The organism is Streptomyces sp. WZ.A104 (assembly GCF_002382885.1).
GTDB lineage: Bacteria > Actinomycetota > Actinomycetes > Streptomycetales > Streptomycetaceae > Streptomyces.
In genome coordinates this window covers 50,309-76,490 of the sequence record NZ_NWVL01000038.1, presented here as the reverse complement: position 1 = coordinate 76,490, position 26,182 = coordinate 50,309, and the positions used below count along the sequence as shown (strand labels likewise).

The 26,182-nt window shown below is 71.3% G+C and carries 24 protein-coding genes, 1 tRNA gene and 2 pseudogenes; 17 read left to right on the top strand and 10 right to left on the bottom strand.

The window, feature by feature from the left end; all coding sequences use genetic code 11:
* Window positions 1-530: DUF3662 domain-containing protein (locus tag CIB93_RS21035; RefSeq protein ID WP_143660073.1), on the bottom strand; the 530-nt coding region annotated here is incomplete at its 3' end.
* Window positions 531-847: 317 nt separating this feature from the next.
* Here CIB93_RS21035 and CIB93_RS21030 point away from each other — a divergent pair.
* Both CIB93_RS21030 and CIB93_RS21025 read left to right on the top strand, forming a co-directional pair.
* Window positions 848-930 (top strand) — tRNA-Leu (locus CIB93_RS21030).
* A gap of 290 nt (window positions 931-1,220) precedes the next feature.
* Entirely contained in the window at window positions 1,221-2,012 is a 792-nt protein-coding gene (locus CIB93_RS21025) for a ScbR family autoregulator-binding transcription factor (RefSeq protein ID WP_107470968.1), read from the top strand.
* 172 nt (window positions 2,013-2,184) lie between these two features.
* On the opposite strand, the pseudogene CIB93_RS21020 reads toward CIB93_RS21025, so the two are convergent.
* Window positions 2,185-2,686: pseudogene (locus CIB93_RS21020) on the bottom strand (NAD(P)H-dependent oxidoreductase); the annotation flags it as partial.
* Between CIB93_RS21020 and CIB93_RS21015 the strand changes: the two are divergent.
* The 5 genes and pseudogenes from CIB93_RS21015 to CIB93_RS20995 form a co-directional block, all read left to right on the top strand.
* Window positions 2,686-2,883 (top strand): annotated as a pseudogene (locus tag CIB93_RS21015) (winged helix-turn-helix transcriptional regulator); the annotation flags it as partial. The pseudogenes CIB93_RS21020 and CIB93_RS21015 sit on opposite strands and share 1 nt — an antisense overlap.
* 107 nt (window positions 2,884-2,990) lie before the next feature.
* Window positions 2,991-4,094 (top strand): hypothetical protein, encoded by a 1,104-nt coding sequence (locus CIB93_RS21010; RefSeq protein WP_096628881.1) that lies wholly within the window; start codon window positions 2,991-2,993, stop codon window positions 4,092-4,094.
* A gap of 460 nt (window positions 4,095-4,554) precedes the next feature.
* The gene (locus tag CIB93_RS21005) at window positions 4,555-5,853 is read left to right on the top strand and encodes a DUF2252 domain-containing protein (protein WP_096628888.1); all 1,299 of its coding nucleotides are present in this window, start codon (window positions 4,555-4,557) and stop codon (window positions 5,851-5,853) included.
* A gap of 125 nt (window positions 5,854-5,978) precedes the next feature.
* The gene (locus CIB93_RS21000; RefSeq protein WP_096628879.1) at window positions 5,979-6,911 is read left to right on the top strand and encodes a J domain-containing protein; all 933 of its coding nucleotides are present in this window, start codon (window positions 5,979-5,981) and stop codon (window positions 6,909-6,911) included.
* Between the two features lie 46 nt (window positions 6,912-6,957).
* Complete coding sequence (locus CIB93_RS20995) at window positions 6,958-7,302, top strand: rhodanese-like domain-containing protein (RefSeq protein WP_096628878.1); 345 nt, start codon at window positions 6,958-6,960, stop codon at window positions 7,300-7,302.
* 25 nt (window positions 7,303-7,327) lie between these two features.
* Here the strand turns inward: CIB93_RS20995 and CIB93_RS20990 are convergent, their stop codons facing one another.
* From CIB93_RS20990 to paaA, 6 genes are all read right to left on the bottom strand, one after another.
* The gene (locus CIB93_RS20990) at window positions 7,328-8,485 is read right to left on the bottom strand and encodes an acyl-CoA dehydrogenase family protein (protein WP_096628876.1); all 1,158 of its coding nucleotides are present in this window, start codon (window positions 8,483-8,485) and stop codon (window positions 7,328-7,330) included.
* A gap of 95 nt (window positions 8,486-8,580) precedes the next feature.
* Window positions 8,581-9,639, bottom strand: coding sequence for a 2Fe-2S iron-sulfur cluster-binding protein (locus tag CIB93_RS20985; RefSeq protein ID WP_096628875.1), 1,059 nt, complete (start codon window positions 9,637-9,639; stop codon window positions 8,581-8,583).
* Window positions 9,640-10,137 (bottom strand): 1,2-phenylacetyl-CoA epoxidase subunit PaaD, encoded by a 498-nt coding sequence (paaD, locus tag CIB93_RS20980; RefSeq protein WP_096628873.1) that lies wholly within the window; start codon window positions 10,135-10,137, stop codon window positions 9,640-9,642.
* Window positions 10,131-10,883 (bottom strand): 1,2-phenylacetyl-CoA epoxidase subunit PaaC, encoded by a 753-nt coding sequence (paaC, locus tag CIB93_RS20975; protein ID WP_096628872.1) that lies wholly within the window; start codon window positions 10,881-10,883, stop codon window positions 10,131-10,133. Before paaC ends, paaD begins: the two co-directional genes overlap by 7 nt.
* Window positions 10,880-11,170, bottom strand: a complete 291-nt coding sequence (gene paaB, locus CIB93_RS20970) for a 1,2-phenylacetyl-CoA epoxidase subunit PaaB (protein ID WP_069171673.1) — start codon at window positions 11,168-11,170, stop codon at window positions 10,880-10,882. Before paaB ends, paaC begins: the two co-directional genes overlap by 4 nt.
* The gene (gene paaA, locus CIB93_RS20965) at window positions 11,167-12,249 is read right to left on the bottom strand and encodes a 1,2-phenylacetyl-CoA epoxidase subunit PaaA (RefSeq protein WP_096628870.1); all 1,083 of its coding nucleotides are present in this window, start codon (window positions 12,247-12,249) and stop codon (window positions 11,167-11,169) included. The genes paaB and paaA overlap by 4 nt, the downstream gene beginning before the upstream one ends.
* Window positions 12,250-12,364: 115 nt before the next feature.
* Between paaA and CIB93_RS20960 the strand changes: the two genes are divergently transcribed.
* The 3 genes from CIB93_RS20960 to CIB93_RS20950 are packed head-to-tail and all read left to right on the top strand — an operon-like array spanning window position 12,365 to window position 15,158.
* Window positions 12,365-13,069, top strand: a complete 705-nt coding sequence (locus CIB93_RS20960; protein ID WP_096628887.1) for a DUF5819 family protein — start codon at window positions 12,365-12,367, stop codon at window positions 13,067-13,069.
* On the top strand, window positions 13,066-14,436 hold the full coding sequence (locus CIB93_RS20955) for an HTTM domain-containing protein (protein ID WP_096628869.1): 1,371 nt from the start codon (window positions 13,066-13,068) through the stop codon (window positions 14,434-14,436). The genes CIB93_RS20960 and CIB93_RS20955 overlap by 4 nt, the downstream gene beginning before the upstream one ends.
* A complete protein-coding gene (locus tag CIB93_RS20950; protein WP_096628867.1) occupies window positions 14,433-15,158 on the top strand; it encodes a TrmH family RNA methyltransferase in 726 nt (241 codons plus the stop codon). Before CIB93_RS20955 ends, CIB93_RS20950 begins: the two co-directional genes overlap by 4 nt.
* Here CIB93_RS20950 and paaN read toward each other — a convergent pair whose 3' ends face one another.
* A complete protein-coding gene (gene paaN / locus CIB93_RS20945) occupies window positions 15,159-16,859 on the bottom strand; it encodes a phenylacetic acid degradation protein PaaN (RefSeq protein WP_096628866.1) in 1,701 nt (566 codons plus the stop codon).
* Between the two features lie 123 nt (window positions 16,860-16,982).
* Here paaN and CIB93_RS20940 point away from each other — a divergent pair, with 123 nt between their 5' ends.
* Window positions 16,983-17,579 (top strand): TetR/AcrR family transcriptional regulator, encoded by a 597-nt coding sequence (locus tag CIB93_RS20940; RefSeq protein ID WP_096628864.1) that lies wholly within the window; start codon window positions 16,983-16,985, stop codon window positions 17,577-17,579.
* A gap of 132 nt (window positions 17,580-17,711) precedes the next feature.
* Here CIB93_RS20940 and CIB93_RS20935 read toward each other — a convergent pair whose 3' ends face one another.
* Window positions 17,712-18,293, bottom strand: a complete 582-nt coding sequence (locus CIB93_RS20935) for an Lrp/AsnC family transcriptional regulator (protein ID WP_096628862.1) — start codon at window positions 18,291-18,293, stop codon at window positions 17,712-17,714.
* Between the two features lie 231 nt (window positions 18,294-18,524).
* On the opposite strand from CIB93_RS20935, the gene pdhA reads away from it, so the two are divergent.
* The 6 genes from pdhA to CIB93_RS20905 all read left to right on the top strand — a co-directional run bounded on the left by pdhA (window position 18,525) and on the right by CIB93_RS20905 (window position 26,142).
* Window positions 18,525-19,685 carry a pyruvate dehydrogenase (acetyl-transferring) E1 component subunit alpha gene (gene pdhA / locus CIB93_RS20930; protein ID WP_096628861.1) on the top strand — a complete coding sequence of 387 codons (1,161 nt, stop codon included), beginning with the start codon at window positions 18,525-18,527 and terminating at the stop codon, window positions 19,683-19,685.
* A complete protein-coding gene (locus CIB93_RS20925) occupies window positions 19,682-20,713 on the top strand; it encodes an alpha-ketoacid dehydrogenase subunit beta (protein WP_096628859.1) in 1,032 nt (343 codons plus the stop codon). The genes pdhA and CIB93_RS20925 overlap by 4 nt, the downstream gene beginning before the upstream one ends.
* Window positions 20,713-22,326: a dihydrolipoamide acetyltransferase family protein gene (locus CIB93_RS20920; RefSeq protein WP_096628857.1), complete on the top strand. Its 1,614-nt coding sequence runs from the start codon at window positions 20,713-20,715 to the stop codon at window positions 22,324-22,326. The genes CIB93_RS20925 and CIB93_RS20920 overlap by 1 nt, the downstream gene beginning before the upstream one ends.
* A 92-nt stretch (window positions 22,327-22,418) precedes the next feature.
* Complete coding sequence (locus CIB93_RS20915; protein ID WP_096628856.1) at window positions 22,419-23,297, top strand: DUF6457 domain-containing protein; 879 nt, start codon at window positions 22,419-22,421, stop codon at window positions 23,295-23,297.
* Window positions 23,294-25,042, top strand: a complete 1,749-nt coding sequence (locus CIB93_RS20910) for a molybdopterin molybdotransferase MoeA (RefSeq protein WP_096628854.1) — start codon at window positions 23,294-23,296, stop codon at window positions 25,040-25,042. The genes CIB93_RS20915 and CIB93_RS20910 overlap by 4 nt, the downstream gene beginning before the upstream one ends.
* Entirely contained in the window at window positions 25,000-26,142 is a 1,143-nt protein-coding gene (locus tag CIB93_RS20905; RefSeq protein WP_096628853.1) for a TrkA family potassium uptake protein, read from the top strand. Before CIB93_RS20910 ends, CIB93_RS20905 begins: the two co-directional genes overlap by 43 nt.
* The last annotated feature ends 40 nt before the right edge of the window (window positions 26,143-26,182 follow it).

Sequence of the window (26,182 nt, the reverse complement as noted above, 5' to 3'; positions counted from 1 at the left end):
CCCGAGGGCCGTCCGGCGCCGGGCGGCGGGGCCGGGGGCATCGGCGGAGCGGCGGTCGGGGGGTAGCCGTAGCCGCCGGGAGCCTGCGGCGCGGCGGGCCGCCCGGGGGCGGGGCGCTGGGGCTGGCCGTGACCGGGCTGGTCCAGCTGTGACGAACTCGACGCCAGGGTGCGGCTGCGCACCCTGTAGAGGCCGGTGTCGAGGTCGTCGGCCTTCTCCAGGTGGACCTTGATCGGTCCCATGAAGGTGTAGCGCTGCTGCTTGGCGTAGTCACGCACCAGGCCGGACAGTTCGTCGCCCAGCTGGCCCGAGTACGGGCTGAGCCGCTCGTAGTCGGGTGTGCTGAGCTCGACGATGAAGTCGTTGGGGACGACGGTCCGTTCGCGGTTCCAGATCGTCGCGTTGTTGTCGCACTCCCGCTGGAGGGCGCCCGCGATCTCGACCGGCTGTACCTCGGACTTGAAAACCTTGGCGAAGGTGCCGTTGACCAGCCCTTCGAGGCGCTGCTCGAAACGCTTCATGACCCCCATGGGGCACCTCCTCCGGTGTCATCGTCGTTGTACCGCTTACTGATCGTATCCACGCGTCGGGAAATCGGCTGGTTCCCCTTGTCTGGCCTGTGGATGAGTGTCACCCCTCACACGGATCGTAGAGGTGGCCTCCTCACAGTGTCCCGCACCCGAGACACACTCTGGAGGAGTGGGGGCGGCGGCTCGGGGTTCCCGCTCCGCGTCCGGAGGGCGGGGTGAAACAACGGATGTGAATCCACCCTGTCCAGCGTGCTAATCTTCCGGATGTCGCCAGGCGCTCGCACCAAACGGTGAGAGAGTCTGAAAACACCACTCATGCGCGAGTGGCGGAACGGCAGACGCGCTGGCTTCAGGTGCCAGTGTCCTTAGGGACGTGGGGGTTCAAATCCCCCCTCGCGCACAACAGCGGTCACTCGTGACTGCGAAGTTGATTCGATAGGCCCCCGCTTCGGAGATCCGGAGCGGGGGTTCTTCGTTGTTCCGGGGCGTCTGTGTTTTTGACGGGCGGGCGGGGTACGGACAGCCCGGTAGGGGAGGGGCGCGGTCGGTGGCCCGTCCGCAGGGGCGCGGTTTCCGGACAGACCGATGGCCGGTGCAACGACGCGCTTGCTTACGCTGAATGCAGAGGTTGGATCGACGGCGGCTCGGCGGTGCAGGGCTGAGCCGCACAGAACGTTCCGGAGGCAGGAAATGGCGAAGCAGGCTCGCGCGGTCCAGACGTGGCGGTCGATCGTGGACGCCGCGGCGAGTGTCTTCGACGACTACGGCTACGAGCGTGCCGCCATCTCGGAGATTCTCCGCCGTGCCAAGGTGACCAAGGGGGCGCTGTACTTCCACTTCGCCTCCAAGGAAGCGATCGCGCAGGCGATCATGGACGAGCAGACCTCGACGGTGGAGTTCTCGCAGGAGGGCTCCCCCCTCCAGTCCCTGGTGGACGGCGGTCAGCAGTTCGCCTTCGCTCTGCGCCACAACGCGATGGCCCGTGCCGGCACGAGGCTGTCCATCGAGGGCGTCTTCCTCGGCGGCCCGCACCCGTGGGGTGACTGGATCGACGCGACGGCCCGGATGCTGGAGCTGGGGCAGGAGCGCGGCGAGGTGTTTCCCCAGATCGACCCGATGGTGTCGGCCAAGATCATCGTCGCCTCGTTCACCGGTATTCAGCTGGTGTCGGAGGCCGACACCGGTCGCGCTGACCTGCGCGAGCAGGTGGCGGAGATGTGGCGCCACATCCTGCCGTCGATCGCCCACCCCGGTGTCATCGCCCACATCAAGCCGGAGGGCCGGGTGGACCTGGCGGCCCAGGCGCGCGAACAGGCGGAGCGTGAGGCTCGGGAGGCGGAGGAGGCCCGGACGGCGCAGGAGGCGCGGGAGCGGGAGCGGGAGGCGCGGGAGCTGCGGGAGCAGGAGGCCGGCCGTACGGCTGCCGTTTCCGCGGCTGACGACGCGAAGGGCGCGGGTGTGGCGGCCGGAGGGCTCACCTGATCAGCCCGTAGGGCGTGCTGCGTCTCACGTTCGTGAGGCGTGCTGTGTTTCACGTGAAACATCCGATTCGTCATGATCATCATGTGGCAGGGCCGCGGAGCTCGTAGGAGCTTCGCGGCCCTGTTCGTGTTGGGCTCCGTGTTGGGCTTCGTGTTGGGTTCTCAGGCGGCGAGGCGGCGAGGCGGGAGGCGAGGGCCTTGGCCTTCTCCCGGGCGTCGGTGAACGCCTTGGTGCGGGAGGCCTCGGTGAGCGGGATCAGCTCGGCCGTCGACACTGCGAGTGGGCGAGGGCCGGCTCCGGAACGATGAAGTACACCTGGACGGAGAACATCGCCGTGAGTAGCTTCTCCGGGTAATCGTGAGCTGCTTCTCCAGGTAATTCTGGACAAATTCGAAGCTCTCGCGGGGGGTGCCCGGAGCGTATGAGCCACTGCGACTGGCGACGACGGTCACCGGGGTGCCGGTGATGGCGGAGTCCGGCCCCGCGTTGTGGCCCATGATGATCACCTGGTCCAGCCATGCCTTGAGGGTGGACGGGATCGTGAAGTTGTACATCGGTGCGCCGATCAGGACGGCGTCAGCCGCGGCAAGCTCGTCGGCGAGTTCCCGGCGGAGCGGGTCATCGGTGCCCGCGGCCGCGGAGTCGGCGTTCAGGTGGGGCAGCGGATCGGCGGATCAGTGAGCGCATGCTTTCGGGCCGGCTGGCCGAAGTCGGTGCGGCCGGTCTGGTGATCCGCGAGGTTGACGAGGGTCCGTCGTCGCGCGTCGCGTACCGCCTCACCGAGGCCGGTGCCGCGATGGAGCCCGTGCCGAAGGAGCTCGGGCGGTGGGCGGATGCCTACCTGGCGCCGGAGGTCGGCACCGGCTGCTGACGGCGCCCGCTCCGTTGTCTGTGCGGCTGGGGAGTCTCTCCAACAATAAAGATGTATGCTACAGCTAATTAATAGTTGTAGAAGCCAACCATTGGGAGATCGTTCAGATGCCCGCAGGCTCCCGTACCGCTCCCGGCGCCCCCGCAGGGACGCTGCGCCATGTGCTGGGTCACCTCCTCACGCCCCTGCTGATGTGCGTCGGCATGGGGCTCGCCTACCTGGGGGCCTTCCACGCTCCGCAGCCGCACGATCTGCGCGTGGACGTCGTCGGCTCCGGTCCGAGCGCGCGGATGCTGGCCCAGTCCCTCCAGGACGAGGCGGACGGCGCGCTGAACACGCGGACCGTGGCGGACCGCTCCACGGCAGTGGAGCACCTCCGGACCCAGAAGAGCTACGGGGCGTACCTACCGGGCGCCGCCCCCGAACTGCTGGTGGCCACCGCGTCGTCGGACACCAGCGCCACCGTCGTGGAGAAGGTCTTCACCGGGGTCGCGGCCGAGCAGGGCGCGCCCCTGAAGGTGGTGAACGTGGCGCCCACCGCGGACGGTGATCCGACCGGGCAGGGCGTCTTCTTCCTGCTGGTCGCGATCAGCATCGGCTCGTACGCCTCCGTCGCCGTGATCGGTGGTGCGGGCGGTGCCCTGCCGCTGCGGGTCAGGGCCGCGCTGGTGGCGGGTGCCTCGCTCGTGGTGAGCCTGATCGGCGCGGTGTTCGCGGGGCCGCTGTTCGGCCTGGTCGATCACGGCCTCGCCGTGCTGTGGGCGCTGGCCTGGCTCTACTCCGCGGGCATCCTGCTGATCGGGGTGGGGCTGCACACCTTCCTCAAGCGGTGGACGACGCTCGGCGTGATGGTCCTGTTCGTCATGCTCAACTTCACCAGCTCCGGCGGCATCTTCCGCCCCGAGCTCCAGCCCGGCTTCTTCGGCTCGCTGCACGCCTTCTGGAACGGTGCGGGCTTCGTCGAAGGGGTCCGCAGCCACGTCTACTTCGACGGGTACGCGTTCGGCGGCCATGTGCTCGTCCTCGTGCTCTGGTTCCTCGTGGGCCTGGCGGTGCTGGGCCTCGCAGGAGTGGCCGAGGCTCGCAGGCGGGCGGAGCCGTCCGGGGGCGGGGACGTTGTACGGGAGACGGCGTCGCGGTCCTCCGGGGGGAAGTCCCGGCCCTACGACGGGGAGCTGGAGGAAGAGCTGGAGGAGGCGGTCGGCGTCTGATCTGCGCCGGATCAGGGCCGGACCCGCGACCCATCAGGCCGGACCTGCGACGGATCAGGGCCGGATCAGGGCCGGGCCAGCGCTCGATCGGCATAGGGATCGGCTCGGATCGTCATCGGATCAGCGTGGGATCAGCGTGGGATCAGCGTGGGATCGGCGTGCGATAGGCGGCCGACCGGACCGGGGCGGTCCGTAGTTGTCCACAGGCCCGGGCGGGTGTGCGGGAACGGCGGTACCGTCGTGCTCGGTCGCTGGTGGACAGGGCCGCTGACCGGCGGGGAGCCGGGCAGCCGGAGTGCGTACGAGGTGGGGGAGGCGACGCTCCATGAGCGGAACCGAGGCGACGATGCCGGAACAGCGAACTACAGGGGCGGATCTGCGCATTCCGGTCGTGCCCGGGTTCGCCCGGCGCGGGGCATCGCTGTCGCAGAAGGCGGCGGGCAAGTCTCTCCGAGGCCGGGTGCCGCGTTCCGCGCACGCCTCGCTTGCCCTGCCACCGGGGCGGCCGGACGCGGTGCGGGCGGTCGAGGAGTCGAACCGAGGCCGGGTGCCCGGGCTGACGCCGATACGGGTCGGGCGGATGGCGGCCACCCCGTTCGCCTTCCTGCGGGGTGCGGCCGGGCTGATGGCCCACGACCTGACGGGCACCCCGGTCACCGGCGTGGGCGCCCAGCTCTGCGGCGACGCGCACGCGGCCAACTTCGGCCTCTACGGCGACGCTCGCGGCAGCCTGGTCATCGATCTGAACGACTTCGACGAGACCGTGTTCGGGCCCTGGGAGTGGGACCTCAAGCGGCTCGCCACATCCCTGGTGCTCGCGGGCCGGGCGGCCGGGGCCGACGAGGACACCTGCCGCCGGGGCGCCTACGACGCCGTCGGCGCCTACCGGCGCACCATGCGGCTCCTGGCCCGGCTGCCCGCACTCGACGCCTGGAACGCCATCGCGGACGAGGAGCTCGTCTCGCACACCGACGCGCGTGATCTGGCGGGCACCCTGGAGCGGGTCTCGGAGAAGGCCCGCAACAACACCAGCGCCCGGTTCGCGGCCCGGTCGACGGAGGAGTGCCCAGACGGCGGCCGCCGCTTCGTCGACGCCCCGCCCGTGCTGCGCCGGGTGCAGGACGCCGAAGCCTCAGCAGTGGCGGCCGGGCTCGGCGGCTATCTCTCCACCGTCTCCGAGGACCGGGCGCCGCTGCTGGCCCGGTACGCGATCCACGACGTGGCCTTCCGCGTGGTCGGCACCGGCAGCGTGGGCACCCGGTCGTATGTGGTGCTGCTGCTCGACCACCGCAGCGAGCCTCTGGTACTCCAGGTGAAGGAGGCGCGCCCGTCGGTGCTCGCCCCCCATCTTCCGGCGGTCGGCTTCGATGTTCCGCAGGTGGACCACGAGGGCCGCCGGGTGGTGCTCGGGCAGAAGAGGATGCAGGTCGTCAGCGACATACTGCTCGGCTGGGCGGACGTCGACGGCAGGCCGTTCCAGGTGCGTCAGTTCAGGAACCGCAAGGGCAGCGTGGACCCCGCCGCGCTCGCAGCCGACCAGGTCGACGACTACGGGCGGATGACCGGTGCCCTGCTCGCGCGGGCGCACGCGCACAGCGCCGACCCCCGCCTGCTGGCGGGCTACTGCGGCAAGAACGACGAGCTCGACGAGGCGGTGGCGGCCTTCGCTGTGACGTACGCCGACCGTACGGAGGCGGATCACGCCGAGCTGGTGCGGGCGATCAAGGCAGGCCGGCTGGCCGCGGAATTCGGCATATGACGGGCCCCTGAGGTGGTCCTTGGCCGGTCCTTGACGGGCCCCTGGCGGCTTCCCGAGGCGGGTGGGCTCCGGGCCGGGCCCACCGCGTGTGCCGGACCGCCGGTCCGTGGCCATACGCTGGACGGGTGACCCACGAAGCCGCCGGGGTGCCGACCACCCGGAACGATGATGACCGGCAGGACAACGACCGGCCGGACGCGCCGCAGCCCACGCCGGAGGCGCAGGGTGCGCCGGGCGACGCGGATGCTGCAGCCGCGCAGTCCGCCGAGCCGCAGGACGCCGCTGCGCGCCCCGAGGCGCGGCTCGCCAAGGCGGTGCAGGCCGCCGAGCAGGCGTTGATCGAGTTCGAGATCGCGGTGGAGACCTTCCGGGTGGAGGTCGAGAACTTCTCCCGGCTGCACCATCAGAAGCTCGGCCCGATGTACGCCCGCCTCGACGAGCTGGACGCCTTGATCGCCGAGGCGCGGGCCGCACGCACCGGTGACCCCGAGGACCAGCGCAAGGCCCGCGAGGCGCGGGCGGTCGTCATGCCGATGCCCGGCGTCGACGAGCTGTTCCACGACTGGATGGACACCGACGGGCTGTCCCCCGAGGCCGCTGCCATGCTCACCGAGCAGCCGGTCCGGCCGCCGAAGCGGGTCAGGCCGAGCGAGGAGGCCCGCAAGCTCTACCGGGATCTGGCTCGCAAGGCGCACCCGGACCTCGCCCAGGACGAGCAGGAGCGGGCGCGCCGGGACGAGTTCATCGCCCGGGTGAACGCCGCCTACGGCCGCGGCGATGTCGAGCTGCTCAAGGAGCTCGTGGCGGAGTGGGAGGCGGGTCCCGTGCAGCCGCCGGCCCCGCTGAGCGAGAGCGAGGAGCTCTACGCCCGGCTGGAGTGGCTCAGCAGGCGCAAGGAGCTGCTGACGGTGCTGGCCAAGGAGCTGGAGGAGAGCGCCATCGGCTCGATGCTCCGGATGGCCCCGGACGATCCGGACCAGCTGCTGGAGGACGTCGGTGAGCAGTTGCTGGGCGAGGTGTCCCGGCGTGAGGCCGAGCTCGCGGAAATGGTGCAGTAGCGTTCCGGGTGACTCTGCCGCGTACGTACGAGAGAAGGCATGACCCATGAATTTCGCCCCGCTGCCCTCGGTGAACGCCGCGGAGGTGCCGTCGGACGGCTTCGTCCTGGACGTCCGCGAGAACGACGAGTGGGCGGCCGGTCACGTCGAGGGTGCGCTGCACATCCCGATGAGCGACTTCGTGGGCCGGTTCGGCGAGCTGACCGAGGCCGTCGAGGACGGCCGACGCGTGCATGTGATGTGCCGGGTCGGCGGGCGGTCGGCCCAGGTCACCCAGTACCTGACCCAGCAGGGCATCGACGCGGTGAACATCGACGGCGGCATGCAGGCGTGGGACGGCGCCGGGCGCCCCATGGTCACGGACAACGGGACTCCTGCCTTCGTCCTCTGAGCGCTGCGGGGCCCGGGGCGAACGGTCAGCCGAGCGGGTGGGCTGCCAACAGGTCCCCCAGGGCCTCTTCGTGGGCCGCGGCGGGGCCGAGGGAGAGCTCGATCTGCTTCGCCCAGGCGTGGAAGCGGTGCAGGGGGTAGTCGGTGTCCGCACCGAAGCCACCGTGCAGATGCTGCGCGCTCTGCACGACGCGACGGACTCCGTCGGAGGCCCAGATCTTCGCCACCGCGATGTCTCCCGCAGCGGGCAACGGACCCCCGGCGTCGGTGGAGATCCGCCAGGCGGCCTGCCAGAGCGTCGCCTCCATCGCCCGCAGATCGATGTACCGGTCGGCGGCCTGCACCGCCACCGCTTGGAATGTGGCGACCGGGAACCCGAACTGCTCACGCTTGCCGGTGTATTCGGCGGTCATCTCCAGCACCCGCTCGCCCAGCCCGAGGGCCAGCGCGCAGGTGCCCGTGGTGAGCAGCGACCGTAGCCAGTCCCAGCATCCCGGGGCGTCGATCAGCTCACGGGCCTCAATGCGCACGGCGTCGAGCCGGACTTCGGCCAGCCGTTCGCCGCTGGTGGAGACCTGTTCCGCCAGGGTGACGCCCTCACGGGTGCGGTGCACGAGGGCCAGGACCGCGCCGCCCTCGGCGGTGTGGGCGGGCACGGCGATCCAGTCGGCCACCTGGGCCCAGGGAACTGCGGACTGCATTCCGTCGAGCACCCAGCCGGAGTCTCCTGGCGGCGTCTCGTTCTCGCCGTACGGCCGTGCGACGACGGCGAGTTCGGCAGGGCCGTGGCCGCTGCGCCCGTTGGCCCCGGCGGTCAGGATCAGCTCGCCCCTGGCGGCCCGGGGCAGCAGCTCCGCCGCGAGGGCGCTCTCCCCGTACCGCTGGATCGTCATCGCGACCGCGCAGCTCTCCAGCAGCGGCACCCGGGCCAACACCTTGGCCGACTCCCGCAGGACCAGGCAGAGCGCGATCGGGCCGAGCCCCGCGCCGCCGTGGTGCGGCGACAGAGTGAGCCCGAGCAGGTCCGTACGCGCCAGCTCCTGCCACAGCTGCCGGTCGATGTCCTCCGCTACGGCGCCCGGTGTCAGGGCGGGGCTGGGCACACGGTCGGGTGCGACGCCCGAGAAGACGGCCCTGGCCGCCTCGACGGCTGCCTGCTGTTCCTCGGTGAAGGTGAAGTCCACTGTCCCGGCCTCCCGCTAACCGTTGACGCCCTGACGGGTCGTCAAGATAGAACAGGTTCTATGGGAAGGGAACAGCGCGGCGGTGCGCGGGGGCGTCAGCGGTCGAAGTCCAGCTCCACCTCCGGGGTGAGCGGATGAGACTGGCAGGCCAGCACGAAGCCCGCCTCGGTCTCCTCCGGTTCCAGCGCGAAGTTGCGGTCCATCCGGACCTCGCCCGCGACCAGGAACGCCCGGCACGTCCCGCACACCCCGCCCTTGCAGGCGTACGGAGCGTCCGAGCGGCTCCGCAGCACCGTCTCCAGCAGGGATTCGGAATCCTTCACAGGCCAGCTGCCCGAGCGGCCGTGGAGCGTCGCCGTCAGCGTGGAGTCGGACGGGGCGGCGACCTTGACCACCGTGGCGTCGGAGGGGCTGTCGTCGACGTGGAAGATCTCCTGGTGGATCCGGGACCGGTCGACGCCTAGCGCGCGCAGCGCCTTCTCCGTGCCCTGCACGAGGCCGAGCGGACCGCACAGGAACCAGCCATCCACCTCCTCCACCGGAAGCATCGCGGGCAGCAGACCGGTGAGCCGTTCGGTGTCCAGCCGCCCGGAGGGGAGACCGGCCGACTGTTCCTCCCGGGAGAGCGCGGTGACCAGCTGGAAGCGGTCCGGATAGCGGTCCTTGAGGTCGGCCACCTCGTCCAGGAACATCGTCGAGGCCGCCGTGCGGTCGCTGCGGATCAGGCAGAACCGTGCGGACGGCTCCCGGTCCAGCAGGGTGGCCGCCATCGACAGCACTGGAGTGATGCCGCTTCCGCCGACCACCGCCGCGAACAGGCCGGGATGCGGCTCCAGGACGAAGCGGCCCATCGGGGGCATGGCCTCCACCCGGTCGCCGACGGCCAGCTCCTTCAGGGCGTACGTGGAGAACGCCCCGCCCTCGACCATGCGGATGCCCACCCGCAGTACCGGTTCGCCGGGCTGCTCGGTGGCCGGTGCGCAGATCGAGTACGAGCGGCGGATCTCCTCGCCGTCCACGGTGTAGCGCACGTTCAGATGCTGGCCGGGGGTGTGGCGGAAGGTCTCGCGCAGCTCGGCCGGCACGGCGAGGGTCACGGCCACCGCATCGTCAGTGATCCGTTCGATCGCGCTGACCCGGAGCGGATGGAACATCTACAACTCCTTGAAATGGTCGAACGGTTCACGACAGGCGACGCAGCGACGCAGGGCCTTGCACGCCGTGGAGGAGAACCGGCTGAGCAACTCCGTTTCCGTGGAGCCGCAGTTCGGGCAGCGCACCGAGAGCGTCAGCGGCACGGGGCCGCCGTCGGCACTGTGGGCGCGCGGCGGTGCGATACCGAACTCGGCGAGCTTGCGGCGGCCTTCGGCGCTGATGTCGTCCGTCGACCAGGCCGGAGCCAGAACCGTGACCACGGAGACCTCCGGTACGCCGTGGTCGTGCAGTACCCGCTCGATATCGGCTGACATCGCCTCGATCGCCGGGCAGCCGGTGTAGGTCGGGGTGAGCCGCACGGTCACCTTGCCCGGTCCGTCCACTGTGACGTCCCGCAGGACGCCGAGCTCCGCGAGGGTCAGCACCGGGAGCTCCGGGTCGGGCACGGAACCCGCGAGACCACGCAGCTCCGCCTCCAGCAGGGTGTCGGTCACCATGACGCCCCCGGGTGGCTGCGGTGCAGATGCTGCATTTCGGCGAGCATGCGGCCGAACGGCTCGGTGTGCAGACCCTGCCGCCCCGCGCCTGCCGCCCAGCCTCCGGACTGCGGTCCCGTCGGGAGCGTCAGCGTGGCCCGCTCGACGACGTCGGTGACGGCGTGTAGCCAACTTCCTTGCAGTTCCTGCCAGTCGATACCTGTGTTGCCGGAGCTGCCGGAGCTGCCGGTGGCGTTGGTGGCGGCGGAGTCGAGGTCTTCGATCGGCTGGAACAGCTCGCCGGTGAACCGCCACAGCGCGTCCAGACCGCTTTGCATCCGGCTGTGGCTCTCCTCGGTACCGTCGCCGAGCCGCAGGACCCACTGCTCGGCGTGGTCGCGGTGGTAGGCCACCTCCTTCACGGCCTTGGCCGCGAGGCCGGCGAACTCGCCGTCCCCGGCCGCTAGCCGCTCGTACAGCAGATGCTGATACACGGAGAAGTAGAGCTGCCGGGCGATGGTGTGGGCGAAGTCCCCGTTCGGCTGCTCCACCAGCTGGAGGTTGCGGAAGGCCCGCTCCTCGCGGAGGTAGGCCAGCTCGTCCTCGTCACCGGCGAGCGAGAGTAGCACCCGGGCCTGTCCCAGCAGGTCCAGGGCGATGTTGGCGAGAGCCACCTCCTCCTCCAGGACGGGGGCGTGACCCGCCCACTCCCCCAGCCGGTGCGAGAGCACCAGCGCGTCGTCGCCCAGGGCGAGAGCCGCGCTCACAGGTGCTTCACCCCTTCCGGGATCTCGTAGAACGTCGGGTGGCGGTAGGGCTTGTCCCCGGCCGGCTCGAAGAAGGAGTCCTTCTCGTCGGGGGAGGAAGCGGTGATCGCGGTGGAGGGGACCACCCAGAGCGAGACGCCTTCCGAGCGGCGGGTGTAGAGGTCACGGGCGTTGCGCAGAGCCATCTCGGCGTCGGGCGCGTGCAGGCTGCCCGCGTGGGTGTGGGACAGCCCGCGCCGGGAGCGCACGAACACCTCCCAGAGAGGCCAGTCGGTCGAGCTGCTCATGCCGTCTCCTCCACTTGCTGTGCGGGCTGTGCGGGCGATTCGGTGGCCGGGGTGGCCGGGCTGTGCTTGGCGGCGTACGCGGCCGCCGCGTCCCGGACCCAGGCGCCCTCCTCGTGGGCCCTGCGACGCTGGGTGATCCGCTGTTCGTTGCAGGGGCCGTTGCCCTTGAGGACCTCGTGGAACTCCGCCCAGTCGATCGCGCCGAAGTCGTGCTGGCCGCGCTCCTCGTTCCACCGGATATCGGGGTCCGGGAGCTGCAGGCCCAGCGCCTCGGCCTGCGGTACGCAGATGTCCACGAAGCGCTGACGCAGCTCGTCGTTGGAGTGCCGCTTGATCTTCCAGGCCATGGACTGCTCGGAGTGGGACGAGGCGTCGTCGGGCGGGCCGAACATCATCAGGGACGGCCACCACCAGCGGTTCACCGCGTCCTGGGCCATGGCGTGCTGGGCCTCGGTGCCACGGCTGAGGGCGAGCAGCAGCTCGTAACCCTGGCGCTGGTGGAAGGACTCCTCCTTGCAGATGCGGACCATGGCGCGGGCGTAGGGGCCGTAGGAGCAGCGGCACAGCGGCACCTGGTTGGTGATCGCCGCCCCGTCCACCAGCCAGCCGATCGCGCCAACGTCGGCCCAGGTCAGCGTCGGGTAGTTGAAGATCGACGAATAGCGCTGGCGGCCTGCGTGGAGCTTGTCGAGCAGCTCCTCACGGCTGGTGCCCAGGGTCTCGGCCGCGCTGTAGAGATAGAGCCCGTGGCCCGCTTCGTCCTGCACCTTGGCCATCAGGATCGCCTTCCGCCGCAGCGAGGGCGCGCGGGTGATCCAGTTCGCCTCGGGCTGCATGCCGATGATTTCCGAGTGGGCGTGCTGGGCCATCTGGCGGACCAGCGTCGCTCGGTAGGCATCGGGCATCCAGTCGCGCGGCTCGATCCGCTCGTCGGCCGCCACGGCCGCGTCGAACGTCACGATGCGCTCCGCGTCTGCCGCGTCCACGGCGTCGGCCGTATTCCCCGCAGCCCCCGCAGGTGCCGCATTCGCCGTGCCGGACGTCCTCTGCGTCGTCTGGTCCGCAGTCACTGCCGCCATCCCGGGCTCCCTACCGACCGATCGTTCGGTTCCTTGACTTCAATGGTGAGTCGGAGGCCCGTAGGGTGTCAACCCTGTGGATAACTGAGCTGTGATCGACGGTGAGCGGGGCGGGATGGATTCGGATCACGACGGGAGCTCTGCCGACGGCAAGCACGGCGCCCACGGCATAGCCGGGCTCTCCTTCCCCTACCAGGTGGTCGCGGCCCTGGCGCTCTCCCTGATCGGGCTCCTCGCCTGCGCCCACGTGGCCATGGTTTTTCTGCACGTCAGCCCGTCCAACACGGTGACCAAGCAGCACGGGAAAACGATCGACGACTGGGTCTATCCGGAGTTCGAACAGAACTGGAAGCTCTTCGCGCCGAACCCGCTCCAGCAGAACGTCGCCATCCATGTGCGGGCCGATGTGGTGGGGGCGGACGGCCGCCGTACCACCCGTTGGATGAGCCTGACCCACGAGGACGCCAAGGCGATACGCGGCAATCTCTTCCCCAGCCACGTGCATCAGAACGAGCTCCGCCGGGGCTGGGACTTCTACGTCAACTCCCACGACAGCGAGAACCGTCCCAACGGCCTGCGCGGCGATCTCTCCGAGCGGTACATCCGGCGCATTGCGATGCTGCGGCTGAGCGAGCGCGACTACGGCGGCACGATCGATCGCATCCAGCTCCGCTCCGCCACCACCTCCGTCGCCCCGCCCCCGTGGAGCACCGAGAAGATCAGCACCAAGCCCGTCTACCGCGTACTCCCCTGGTGGACCGTGACCCCGGACGACCTCCCCGCCGACGGCGCGACGCACGACGTGGAGGACAACCAGTGACCATCCCGCAGCCCTCCGTCCCGCAGCAGCCCACCCACCCGCAGCAGCCCGCTCACCCGCAGCAGCCTGGAGACCCCGCCCGTCCCGGCGGCGTCCTCGCGCGGGCGCTCCAGCGCCTCACCGCCTCGGCCCTCGGCCCGTATCAGAGCGCTGTTGTCCGGATCGGGTTCGCGGCCACCTACCTCTTCTTCCTGCTGCGCGAGTTGCCGCACCGCCATGAGCTGTACGGGCCCGACAGCCCGTGGCGCTGGGATCTGGCCCGCCAGCTCACGGACGGCAACGGCGCCTTCTCCGTCCTCATGTGGACCGACAGCACGCTCTGGTTCGAGGCCGTGTACGTCCTGACCCTGCTGTCCGCCGTGGGACTGCTTCTCGGGTGGCGCACCCGGACCATGTCCGTCCTCTTCATGGTCGGCGTGCTCTCCGTGCAGAACCGCAGCATCTTCATGGGCGACGGCGGCGACAACGTCGTCCACCTCATGGCGATCTACCTGGTGCTGACGCGCTGCGCCCGGGTCTGGTCGCTGGACGCCCGGCGCGCGGCGCGGAACCTGGAGCGTGCGGCGGCGGGACTGCCGCCCGTACGCGACATCGCGGGGCCGGTCCTGTGGGCGGTCCTCGGCCCCGTCCTGATGATCGCCACCCTGATGGGCGGGTTCGGCGGCACCTGGTGGCTTCCCACCCTGCTGTGGACGGTCTGGCTCTCCGCCGCCGCCTGGTGGGCCGTGAACCGCTACGCGCCGCACGGCGAGCCCCGCGCCCTGCTCGATGTGCTGGCCAACCTCGCGCACAACGCCACGCTCGCCGTGATCATGGCCGAGGTCTGCCTGATCTACGCGACCGCCGGCTGGTACAAGATCCAGGGCTCGCGCTGGCAGGACGGCACCGCGCTCTACTACCCGCTCAAGCTCGACTACTTCACTCCATGGCCCGCCCTGTCGGACATCCTGGCCTCCAGCGGGCTGATGGTGATGGTGCTGACGTATGGCACGGTCATCGTCCAGGTCGCCTTTCCGTTCACGCTGTTCAACCGGCGGGTCAAGAACGTCCTGCTGGCCGTGATGATCTGCGAGCACGCGGGGATCGCCCTGCTGCTCGGGCTGCCGTTCTTCTCTATGGCGATGATCGCTGCCGACGCGGTGTTCCTGCCGACCGCCTTCCTTGTGTGGCTGGGGGGACGGGCCGCCCTCGGCAGGCAGCGGCTGTTCTCCCGGCTGCCGGGCCGGGCAGCCGCAACGCCCCGGGCGCCCGGCGCCGCGGACGGGCCGCCGGACGCCGGGGGGGCCGGGCCGGGCAAGGGTGGCCCCGGGGGTACGGAGGAGCCCCGGCTCCACGGTGGCGGTGGGGGCCATACGCTCGTCGGGTGAGCAGTGAGATCGGCAGAACCCCAAGGCCCGCGGCAGAACCCGTGGAGCCCGTCCCGCACGCAGAACCCGCGGAGCCTCTCCAGTACGACGACGGGTACGGACAGGAGATCGGCGTCGGGCCGCATCCGCTGCCGTGGCCCGAGGACGAGCGTTACGACCCCGAGCTGCTGGCCCACGGAGACAGGCGCAACGTCGGCGACGCGTACCGCTACTGGACGCGCGAGGCGATCGTCGCCGACCTCGACCTGCGTCGGCACGACTTCCATGTGGCCGTGGAGAACTGGGGCCACGACTTCAATATCGGTTCCGTCGTCCGGACCGCCAACGCCTTCCTGGCGAAGGAGATCCACATCGTGGGTCGTCGGCGCTGGAACCGGCGCGGCGCCATGGTCACCGACCGCTACCAGCATGTGCGCCACCACCCCGACACGGCGGACCTGACCGCGTGGGCGGCGGCCGAGGGGCTGCCGATCATCGGGATCGACAACCTCCCCGGCGCCGTACCGCTGGAGCGCACCGAGCTGCCCCGCCGGTGCGTCCTGTTGTTCGGGCAGGAGGGGCCCGGTCTGACCGAGGAGGCACGCAACCACGCCACGATGGTGTGCTCGATCGCCCAGTTCGGCTCGACCCGGTCCATCAACGCGGGCGCCGCGGCGGCGATCGCGATGCACGCGTGGGTGCAGCGCTACGCCGATGTCCCCGACCCCCGGTACGCCCGCTAGCTACGCCTGGCGGCGCACCTCCACCACGCGGAAGCGGTTGGCGACGAAGGCTCCGTCGCACAGGGCCGCGTTCGCGGCGGGGTTGCCGCCGGAGCCGTGGAAGTCGGAGAAGGCGGCGGTCTGGTTGACGTAGACCCCTCCGGTCAGGTTCAGCGAGAGCTGGGCCGACTCGTCCAGGCAGACGTCCTCGATGCCGCGCTCCACCTCGGGGGACGTGGTGTACGCGCCGACCGTCATGGCGCCCTTGTCACGGATCGTGCGGCGGAGCAGATCCAGGGCGGCGGACGTCGACTCGACCGCTACCGCGAAGGACACCGGACCGAAGCATTCCGAGAGGTAGGCCGCGCTGTCGTCGGTCTTGGTCCCGTCGAGCTTGACGACGACCGGCGTACGCACGACCGCGTCGGGGAACTCGGCGTTCGCGACCGTACGTGAGGCCAGAGCCACCTCGCCCAGCTCGCCGGCCGCCTCCACCCGGGCCTTCACGTCCGGGTTGACCAGCGCGCCGAGCAGGGCGGCGGCGCGGGCGTCGTCGCCGAGCAGGCCGGTGACAGCGGCCGCGATGTCGGTGACCACGTCGTCGTAGGACTTGGTGCCGTCGTCCGTGGCGATGCCGTCCCGGGGGATCAGGAGATTCTGCGGTGTGGTGCACATCTGGCCGCTGTACAGGGAGAGCGAGAACGCCAGATTGGCGAGCATGCCCCGGTAGTCGTCGGTGGAATCGACGACGATCGTGTTGACGCCGGCCTTCTCCGTGTAGACCTGGGCCTGGCGGGCGTTGTCCTCCAGCCAGTCGCCGAAGGCGGTGGAGCCGGTGTAGTCGATGATCCGGATCTCGGGGCGGACCGCCAGGGTCTTGGCGATGCCCTCACCGGGCCGCTCGGCGGCCAGTGCGACCAGATTCGGGTCGAAGCCCGCCTCGACCAGCACCTCGCGGGCGATGGACACCGTGAGGGCCAGCGGGAGCACGGCGCGCGGGTGCGGCTTGACCAGCACCGGGTTGCCCGTGGCGAGGGAGGCGAAGAGGCCGGGATAGCCGTTCCACGTGGGGAACGTGTTGCAGCCGATGAGCAGCGAGATGCCGCGGCCGGAGGTGATGAACGACTTGTGCAGCTTCAGCGGATCGCGCTTGCCCTGTGGCTTGGCCCAGTCGGCGGTCTCAGGCGTGCGGACCTGCTCCCGGTAGGCGTACGCCACGGCCTCCAGACCGCGGTCCTGGGCGTGCGGCCCGCCCGCCTGGAACGCCATCATGAAGGCCTGGCCGCTGGTGTGCATCACCGCGTGGGCCAGCTCGTGGGTGCGGGCGCTGATCCGCGACAGGATCTCCAGACAGACCAGGGCCCGGACCTCCGGACCGGCTGCCCGCCAGGCGGCCATACCGGCCTTCATCGCGGGAAGCAGGACATCCAGGTCTGCGTGCGGATACTCGACGCCGAGCTCCGGCCCGTACGGCGAGATCTCGCCGCCCGCCCAGCCGTCGGTGCCGGGCTGCGCGAGGTCGAGCCGGGTGTTGAGCACCGCGTCGAACGCTGCCTTGCCCTCGGCCGCCCCGAGACTGCCCGGTGCGCCGCCCTCGCCGTACGCCTTCGGGTGCTCGGGGTGCGGCGACCAGTACGCGCGGGTACTGATCGCGTCGAGGGCCTGGTCGAGCGTGGGCCGGTGGGTCTCGGACAGCTGCTGGGGGGTGAGCACGGCGGCCATGGCGGACCAACTCCTCATCGAGCCGGGCAGGAACGTACGGACGGAGTTAGAGTAACCGAACGATCGGTCGGGACAAGGGGCCCCAGGAAACCTGTGGACAACTCATGGGGGAGGATCGCGGACATGACCACGGCCAAGCGGGACACGTACACCCCGGAGACCCTGCTCACCGTCGCCGTCCGAGTCTTCAACGAGCGCGGCTACGACGGCACGTCCATGGAGCATCTCTCCCGGGCTGCGGGCATCTCGAAATCCTCCATCTACCACCATGTGGCGGGCAAGGAGGAGCTGCTGCGGCGAGCCGTCAGCCGGGCGCTCGACGGGCTCTTCGGGATCCTCGACGAGCCGGGGGCGCTGCGCGGGCGCGCGATCGAGCGGGTCGAGTACGTCACGCGGCGCACGGTTGAGGTGCTGATGGCCGAGGTGCCCTACGTCACGCTGCTGCTGCGGGTGCGCGGCAACACGAAGACCGAGCGCTGGGCGCTGGAGCGGCGGCGCGAGTTCGACCAGCGGGTCTCCGAGCTGCTCCAGGCCGCGGTGGCCGACGGGGACCTCCGGGCGGACGTGGACATACGGCTGGCGACCCGGCTGCTGTTCGGCATGGTGAACTCGCTGGTCGAGTGGTATCGCCCGCAGCCCGGCGGTTTTCCGGGCGAGGACCAGCTTGCCGACACGGTGGTCCAGCTGGCCTTCGAGGGGATGCGGGCCAACGGCCGCTGAGCGCCCCGACGTGCGCGGGGTGTTCGGTGCAGCCCGCCTCAGCTTCAGTGCAGCCCGGCTCAGCTCGGCTCGGCCTCAGTGCGGCCCGGCTCAGCTTCGGTGGAGCTCAGCCCGGCTCAGCTCTAGTGCAGCTCAGCTCAGCTCTGTCGGACGGTCCGGGAGGGGGTCGAGGTCCGTCTCCTCGAACACCAGCAGCGTGCGCGTCGAGAGCACCTCGGGGATGGACTGGATGCGGGTGAGGACCAGCTCGCGCAGCGCCCGGTTGTCCGGTGTGTGCACCAGCAGCAGGACATCGAAGTCGCCGCTGACCAGAGCGATATGGGTGGCCCCGGGCAGCGCCTGGAGCTGCTCGCGCACGGTGCGCCAGGAGTTCTGCACGATCTTGAGCGTGATGTACGCGGACGCGCCCTGCCCCGCCCGCTCATGGTCGACCCGGGCGCCGAAGCCGCGGATCACGCCGTCCTCGACGAGCCGGTTGATACGGGCGTAGGCGTTGGCACGCGAGACGTGGACCCGTTCGGCGACCGACCGTATCGAGGCGCGGCCGTCCGTCTGGAGGATGCGCAGGATGTCGCGGTCGATGGTGTCCAGCGGCCGCGCGGGCGGAACCGGGGGCGGGGCCGGGGAGGGAGCCGGGGACGGAACCGACGGCGGCACCCCGGGTGCGGCCTGGCCGGGGTCCTCACCCCTGTCGGCCATTTGTTCAGCGGCCATCTGCCCGCGCCTCCCTGTTGTGGACGACTTGCCTCTATCCCAGGCTGTGGAGAACCGTTTGTCCACAGGCTGGCGGTGCCTGTAGCCAAAATGCGCTCGCGACCGAACAATCGGTAGGTGAGACACGCCACACTCGTGCCTCGCCCATTCCTCGATATCTCGCCATCCCGCTCCCTCTCGACACTCCCGATCGACACCCCTCGATCCCCTCGATGCCAGGAGGTGCTTCTCATGACGGTCCAAGAGCTGCCCGGCGCGGCCGCCCACCGGCCCACGCCGCCCCCGGCCTGGAAGCCGATCACCGACCCCGCCCCGCTGCTCCCGGACCCGGAGCCCTACCGCGTGCTCGGTACGGACGCGGTGGCCGACGTCGATCCCGAGCTGCTGCTCCGGCTCCACGCCGAGCTGGTCCGGGGCCGCCGGTACAACGCCCAGGCCACCGCGCTGACCAAGCAGGGCCGCCTGGCCGTCTATCCGTCGAGCACCGGCCAGGAGGCGTGCGAGGTCGCCGCCGCCCTGGTCCTGGAGGACCGCGACTGGCTCTTCCCCAGCTACCGCGACACCCTGGCGGCCGTCGCCCGCGGCCTCGACCCGGTCGAGGCCCTGACCCTGCTGCGCGGCGACCGGCACACCGGCTATGACCCGCGCGAGCACCGCATCGCCCCGCTGTGCACCCCGCTCGCCACCCAGCTTCCGCACGCCGTGGGGCTGGCGCACGCGGCCCGGCTCAAGGGCGACGACGTGGTGGCTCTCGCCATGGTCGGCGACGGCGGCACCAGCGAGGGCGACTTCCACGAGGCGCTGAACTTCGCGGCGGTCTGGAAGGCCCCGGTCGTCTTCCTCGTACAGAACAACGGCTTCGCGATCTCCGTGCCGCTGGCCAAGCAGACCGCCGCACCCTCCCTCGCCCACAAGGCCGTCGGATACGGGATGCCGGGCCGCCTCGTCGACGGCAACGACGCCGCCGCCGTGCACCAGGTGCTCGGCGAGGCGGTGGCCCGGGCCCGGCGGGGTGAGGGCCCGACCTTGGTCGAGGCCCTCACCTACCGCATGGAGGCCCACACCAACGCCGATGACGCCACGCGCTACCGGGCCGACAGCGAGGTCGAGGCCTGGCGGGCACATGACCCGGTGCAGCTGCTGGAGCGGGAGCTGACCGATCGCGGACTGCTCGACGACGCGGGCATCGAACAGGCGCGGGAGGCGGCCGAGCGTATGGCGGCCGCGCTGCGTGACCGGATGAACGCCGATCCGGTGCTGGAGCCGATGGATCTCTTCACTCATGTGTACGCCGAGCAGACCAGTCAGCTCCGGGAGCAGTCCGCCGCCCTGCGCGCCGAGCTGGACGCCGAGCACGACCACCACGAGCACAGCGCGGAGGCGGGACGATGACCACCGCGGCAGCGACCGCCGACGGACGTACGGCGAAGGCCAAACCGGCCAGCATGGCGCAGGCTCTCGGGCGCGCGCTGCGGGACTCCATGTCCGAGGACCCCACCGTCCATGTGCTCGGTGAGGATGTGGGCACGCTCGGCGGGGTCTTCCGGATCACCGACGGGCTGGCGAAGGAGTTCGGCGACGAGCGGTGCACCGACACCCCGCTCGCCGAGGCGGGCATCCTGGGCGCGGCCGTCGGCATGGCGATGTACGGGCTGCGTCCCGTGGTGGAGATGCAGTTCGACGCCTTCGCCTACCCGGCTTTCGAGCAGCTGATCAGCCATGTCGCCAAGATGCGCAACCGCACTGGGGGAGCCATGCCGCTCCCCATCACCGTGCGGGTGCCTTATGGCGGCGGGATCGGCGGTGTCGAGCACCACAGCGACTCCTCCGAGGCGTACTACATGGCCACGCCCGGCCTGCACGTCGTCACACCGGCCACGGTCGGGGACGCGTACGGGCTGCTGCGTGCGTCGATCGCCTCGGACGACCCGGTGGTCTTCCTGGAGCCGAAGCGGCTCTACTGGTCCAAGTCCGACTGGTCGCCCGAGGCCCCCGCAGCGGCCCTGCCGATCGGCAGGGCCGTCGTCCGCCGCCCCGGGCGCAGCGCCACGCTGATCACGTACGGGCCCTCCCTGCCGGTCTGCATGGAGGCGGCCGAAGCGGCGGTCGCCGAGGGCTGGGACCTCGAAGTGGTGGACCTGCGCTCGCTGGTGCCGTTCGACGACGAGACGGTGGCCGCGTCGGTGCGTCGCACCGGGCGCGCGGTCGTCGTCCATGAGTCGTCCGGCTTCGGCGGGCCCGGTGGGGAGATCGCGGCCCGGATCACCGAGCGCTGCTTCCACCACCTGGAGGCTCCGGTGCTGAGGGTGGCCGGGTTCGACATCCCCTACCCGCCGCCCATGCTGGAGCGGCACCATCTGCCGGGGGTCGACCGGGTGCTCGACGCGGTGGCCCGGTTGCAGTGGGAGGCGGACAGCTGATGGCCCAGGTGCTCGAATTCAAGCTGCCGGACCTCGGCGAGGGTCTGACCGAGGCGGAAATCGTGCGTTGGCTGGTGGAGGTCGGCGACGTCGTCGTGATCGACCAGCCAGTCGTGGAGGTCGAGACGGCCAAGGCCATGGTGGAGGTGCCGTGCCCCTACGGAGGCGTGGTGACGGCCCGCTTCGGTGAGGAAGGGACGGAACTTCCGGTCGGGGCGCCCTTGCTGACGGTCGCGGTCGGAGCGCCGGAAGGGTCGGAGACCTCGGGCCCCGCCTCCCCCGGAGCGGCCTCCTCCGGTCCTGCGGGCGCCGGGGGCGGGGCGGCCGCCGACGGTTCGTCCCCGTCTTCCGGTTCCGCCGCCCCGGAGCCCTCGGACGGGTCGGGGAACGTGCTCGTGGGATACGGCACGGGCGCACCGGCCGCTCGGCGCCGACGCATCCGGCCGGGTGGGCTGACGTCCGCCCGGGGCTCTGCCGCCGGTGGCATGTCCGCTCATGGCTCCGCTCATGGCTCCGCTCATGGTTCTGCTCCTGGCCCTGTTCATGGTTCTGCCACCTCCGTACCGGCTCCGGCTCCGGCCTCGATTCCGGCCCCGGCTCCGGCCGTGACCGCGCCCGTGGTCGACGGTGTCGAGCGGGGTCAGCCGGACGCGGCGGACCGGCAGGGGCCCGTGGCGGTGGTTTCCCCACTCGTACGCCGACTGGCCCGGCAGCACGACATCGATCTGCGACGCCTGGCGGGCTCCGGCCCCGACGGGCTGATCCTGCGGGCCGACGTGGACGCCGCGATCAGCCGGGCGGAGGAGACCGCGCGAGCCGCGACCCGTACGGCGGCAGGGGCGGCTGTCGCGAGCGCGGCCGCGTCCCACGCTTCCCCGGTCCTCGCGGGTGCGGGGGCATCGACCGCCCCGGCCGCCGAGCGGATTCCGCTGCGCGGGGTGCGGGGAGCGGTCGCCGACAAGCTGTCGCGGAGCCGGAGCGAGATCCCGGACGCCACCTGCTGGGTGGACGCGGACGCCACCGAACTGATGGCGGTCAGGGCCGCGATGAACGCGGCGACGGGCCCGTCCGCCGGGCCGAAGGTGTCGGTCCTGGCCCTGCTGGCGAGGATCTGCACGGCCGCGCTGGCCCGGTTCCCGGAGCTCAACTCCACCGTGGACACGGAGGCCCGGGAGATCGTCCGGCTCCCCGGGGCGCACCTCGGGTTCGCGGCCCAGACCGAACGGGGCCTCGTGGTTCCGGTCGTCCGGGACGCGCACACCCGTAACGCCGAGTCGATCGGGGCGGAGATCGCCCGGCTGACCGAGCTGGCGCGGACCGGGAAGCTCAGCCCGTCGCAGCTGACGGGCGGTACGTTCACGCTGAACAACTACGGGGTGTTCGGGGTCGACGGTTCCACGCCGATCATCAACCACCCGGAAGCGGCGATGCTAGGGGTAGGCCGGATCATGCCCAAACCCTGGGTGCACAACGGCGAGCTGGCCGTGCGTCAGGTCGTCCAGCTTTCGCTCACCTTCGACCACCGGGTGTGCGACGGCGGAACGGCGGGTGGCTTCCTCCGCTACGTGGCGGACTGTGTCGAGCAGCCTGCGGTGCTGCTTCGCTCTGTGTAGAGCCGACCGGCGTGCGGACGTCCCCTCCGGACCCGGCCTTGTCAGCCACCTCGGAGGGGGCGTCGGCCACCGGCGCCGCCCATACTCGACGCATGACCGCCTATGACGTGATCGTCCTCGCCGGCGGGGCCGCGAAGCGGCTCGGCGGCGCCGACAAGCCGGCAGTCCGGGTGGGGGGCCGGGCGCTGCTCGACCGGGTCCTCGCGGCCTGCGCCGGGGCGGGTGTCACGGTCGTGGTCGGCGGTCGGCGGCCCACCGCCCGGCCGGTCACCTGGACGCGGGAAGTACCTCAGGGCGGCGGCCCGTTGGCGGCGCTCGGCGCGGGGTTGCGGCTGACGACGGCCGAGCGCGTCCTCGTCCTCTCCGCCGACCTGCCGTTCCTGGGCGCGGGCACGGTCGAGGCGCTGCTCGTCGCAGCCGGAGAGGGGGGCCGGGAAGGCGCCCTGTGTACCGACCCCGACGGGCGCGACCAGCCGCTCGTGGCCGCCTATCGCGCCGAGCCGCTCCGCCGGGAGCTGGCACTCATCGCCACCGAGCACGGCAGCCTCGCCGGGCTCCCACTGCGGCTGCTGACCGCGGAGCTGGATCTGGCCCGGGTCGATGCCGGACCACACGCCGCGTTCGACTGCGACACTTGGGACGACATCGCCGCCGCCCGGGCCCGGATCAGGGAGCATGGGGCCGTGCTGGACGAATGGATCACCTCGGTCAAGAACGAACTCGGAATCGAACTCGACGTCGACACCGGTGTCCTGCTCGACCTCGCCCGTGACGCCGCGCACGGAGTCGCCCGCCCCGCCGCCCCGCTCACGACCTTCCTGGTCGGATACGCGGCAGCCAGGGCGAGCGCCGACGCGGGGCCGGAAGCGGCCGCCGCTGCGGTCGCGGACGCCGCCCGCAAGGTCACCGCCCTTGCGCTGCGCTGGGAAGCGGAAGCGGATTCGGGCGGCGAAGGGGCCGGGACGCCATGACCGCTCCCCACTCGCCCGGCCCCGAGTCCGGCCGAGGCTTCTCCGCCGCCGGATCCGGGAGCGACCTCGCACGTGCTGCGGAGGAGCAGGCCGTCGAGCAGGCCCTCGCCCTGGTCGGCGGGGGCAGTTGGGACCCGGGCAGGGATCAGGCCAGGGACCCGGGCAGGGATCCAAGCAAGGATCTGGGCAAGGACCCAGGTAGCGACCCCGGCAGGGACCTAGGCAGGGAACCGAGCAGAGGAATGAGCGACGGTCCTGGCAGCGGTTCCAGAGGTGGCCTGGGCAATGGCCCCAGCGGCAGCATCAGTGAAAGCACTGGGGGCAGCACCGCCGACGACCCCCACACCAACTCCAACGGCAGTCCCAGCGACGGCACCCTCGGCCCCGTATCCCCCGCCCCCACGCCCCACGCCCCGCCCCTCCCCTGGGAGCGGGCGCGGGCGGTTGCCGCGCGGGCGGGGCGGGGAGGACCGGGTGCCGTCATCCGGCTGCCGCTCGACCGCGCGCTCGGGCACGTGCTCGCCGAGGCGCTCGGTGCGCTCACCGACCTGCCGTCCTTCGACACCTCGGCGATGGACGGCTGGGCGGTCGCCGGACCGGGACCGTGGGCGTACGAGTCCGGGGCGGGGCTCCTCGCCGGGCGCCGCGAGCCCTCCGCGCTGTCCGACGGAAACGCCGTACGGATCGCCACCGGCGCCCGTGTCCCGCCCGACACCACGGCGGTCATTCGGAGCGAGCACGCCCACGTCGACGAGGCCAAGGGGCTGCTGCATGCCCGGCGGCCCGTCGTCACCGGCCAGGACATCCGGCCCCGGGGCCAGGAGTGCCGTTCCGGCGAGCAACTCGTCCCGGCCGGGACCGTCGTGACCCCGGCCGTGCTCGGGCTCGCCGCCGCCGCCGGGTATGACGCGCTGCCCGTCGTCCCCCGGCCACGCGTCGACATCCTCGTCCTCGGCGACGAGTTGCTTGCCGCCGGGCTGCCGCACGACGGGCTGATCCGCGACGCCCTCGGGCCCATGCTCGGCCCCTGGTTGCGAGCCCTGGGCGCCGAGGTCTCCGGGCCCGTCCGCCTCGGGGACGACGCCGGGGCGCTGCGGGAGGCGATCATCGCCTCCGACGCCGACGTGATCGTCACCACCGGCGGCACCGCCGCCGGCCCGGTCGATCATGTGCACGTCGTTCTCGACGGCCTTGGGGCCGAGCTCCTGGTCGACGGGGTGGCCGTACGCCCCGGCCACCCCATGCTGCTGGCGCGATTGCCTGCATCCGGACAGCCGGACGGGCCGTACACGCGGCAGGACGAGCCGTACACGCGGCAGGACGGGACGTGTTCACAGCAGGACGGGCCGCATCCGTATCTACGGCCGGACGGGCCCTATCTGGTTGGGCTGCCCGGTAATCCGCTCGCGGCCGTGTCGGGGCTGCTGACGCTCGCCGAGCCGCTGCTCGCGGGCATCGCGGGCCGACCGGACCAGGACGTGTACAGGGCTCTCGTTCACGCCGAGGTGCCCGGGCATCCGCGGGACACCCGCCTCGTCCCCGTGGTGCATCGCGCGGGCGGGGCGGGCGGTCGGGACCATGTCGCCCCCCTCCGCTACAACGGTCCCGCGATGCTGCGGGGGATCGCCGCGGCGGACGGGTTGGCCGTCGTGCCCCCGGGCGGGGTACGGTCCGGCACCGAGGTGGAGATTCTGGATCTCCCATGGGCCCCGGCGACGCCGTGGACGGAAGGGTGTTTCACGTGAAACTTCCCGGCCATGACGCGATGGCCAGGAGAGCTGACGAACTGGTCGCGCCGACGAGGGTGATGCTCCCCCGCCGGGTCGTCTCCGGGCCGGCCCGGCAGGTCGCCAAGCGCCTGTTGATGGCGCTGCTCGTGCTGGCCGCGACCGTGCTGATCGTCTGGCTCGACCGTGACGGCTACAACGACAACGCCGACGGCAAGGTCGACCTGCTGGATGCGGTCTACTACGCGACGGTCACCCTCTCCACCACCGGGTACGGCGACATCACACCGCAGAGCGACGGGGCTCGGCTGATCAATGTGGTGCTCGTGACGCCGCTGCGCGTGATATTCCTGATCATCCTGGTCGGCACCACTCTCGAAGTCCTCACGGAACGGACCCGGGAGGACTTCCGGCTGAAGCGTTGGAGAGCCAACTTGCGTGACCATACCGTCGTCGTCGGATTCGGTACGAAGGGCCGGTCGGCGATTCTGACTCTCCGCGCCACCGGCCTGACGAAGGAGCAGATCGTCATCGTCGATCCGGCTTCCAAGGTGGTCGAGGCCGCCAACGCGGAGGGCTACACCGGGGTGCTCGGTGACGCCACCCGCAGCGATGTGTTGCTGCGCGCCGAGCTCCAGAAAGCACGTCAGATCATCATCGCCACCCAGCGCGACGACACCGCCGTTCTGGTGGCCCTGACGGCACGCCAGCTGAACCGCCGGGCGAAGATCGTGGCGGCCGTCCGTGAGGAGGAGAACGCGCCGCTGCTCCGGCAGTCCGGTGCCGACGCTGTGATCACCAGTGCCAGCGCCGCCGGACGGCTGCTGGGCCTCTCCGTCCTCAGCCCGAGCGCGGGAACCGTGATGGAGGACCTGATCCAGCAGGGCAGTGGCCTCGACCTGATCGAACGGCCGGTCATAAAGGCAGAGGTGGGCAAGAGCGTGCGGGAGGTCGACGACCTGGTCGTCAGCGTGCTGCGCGGGCACCGGCTGATCGGTTACGACGATCCGGCGGCCAGCCCGTTGCAGTTGACGGACCGGGTCATCACCATCGTGCGGGTGAGCCCCAGCTCGGCTTCGGTGCCGCCCGACCCGATGCCCCCGCATCAGCGCCCCTGAGCAACCTGCCCGACCTGCCTGCCTGCCGGACCGCGGCAGG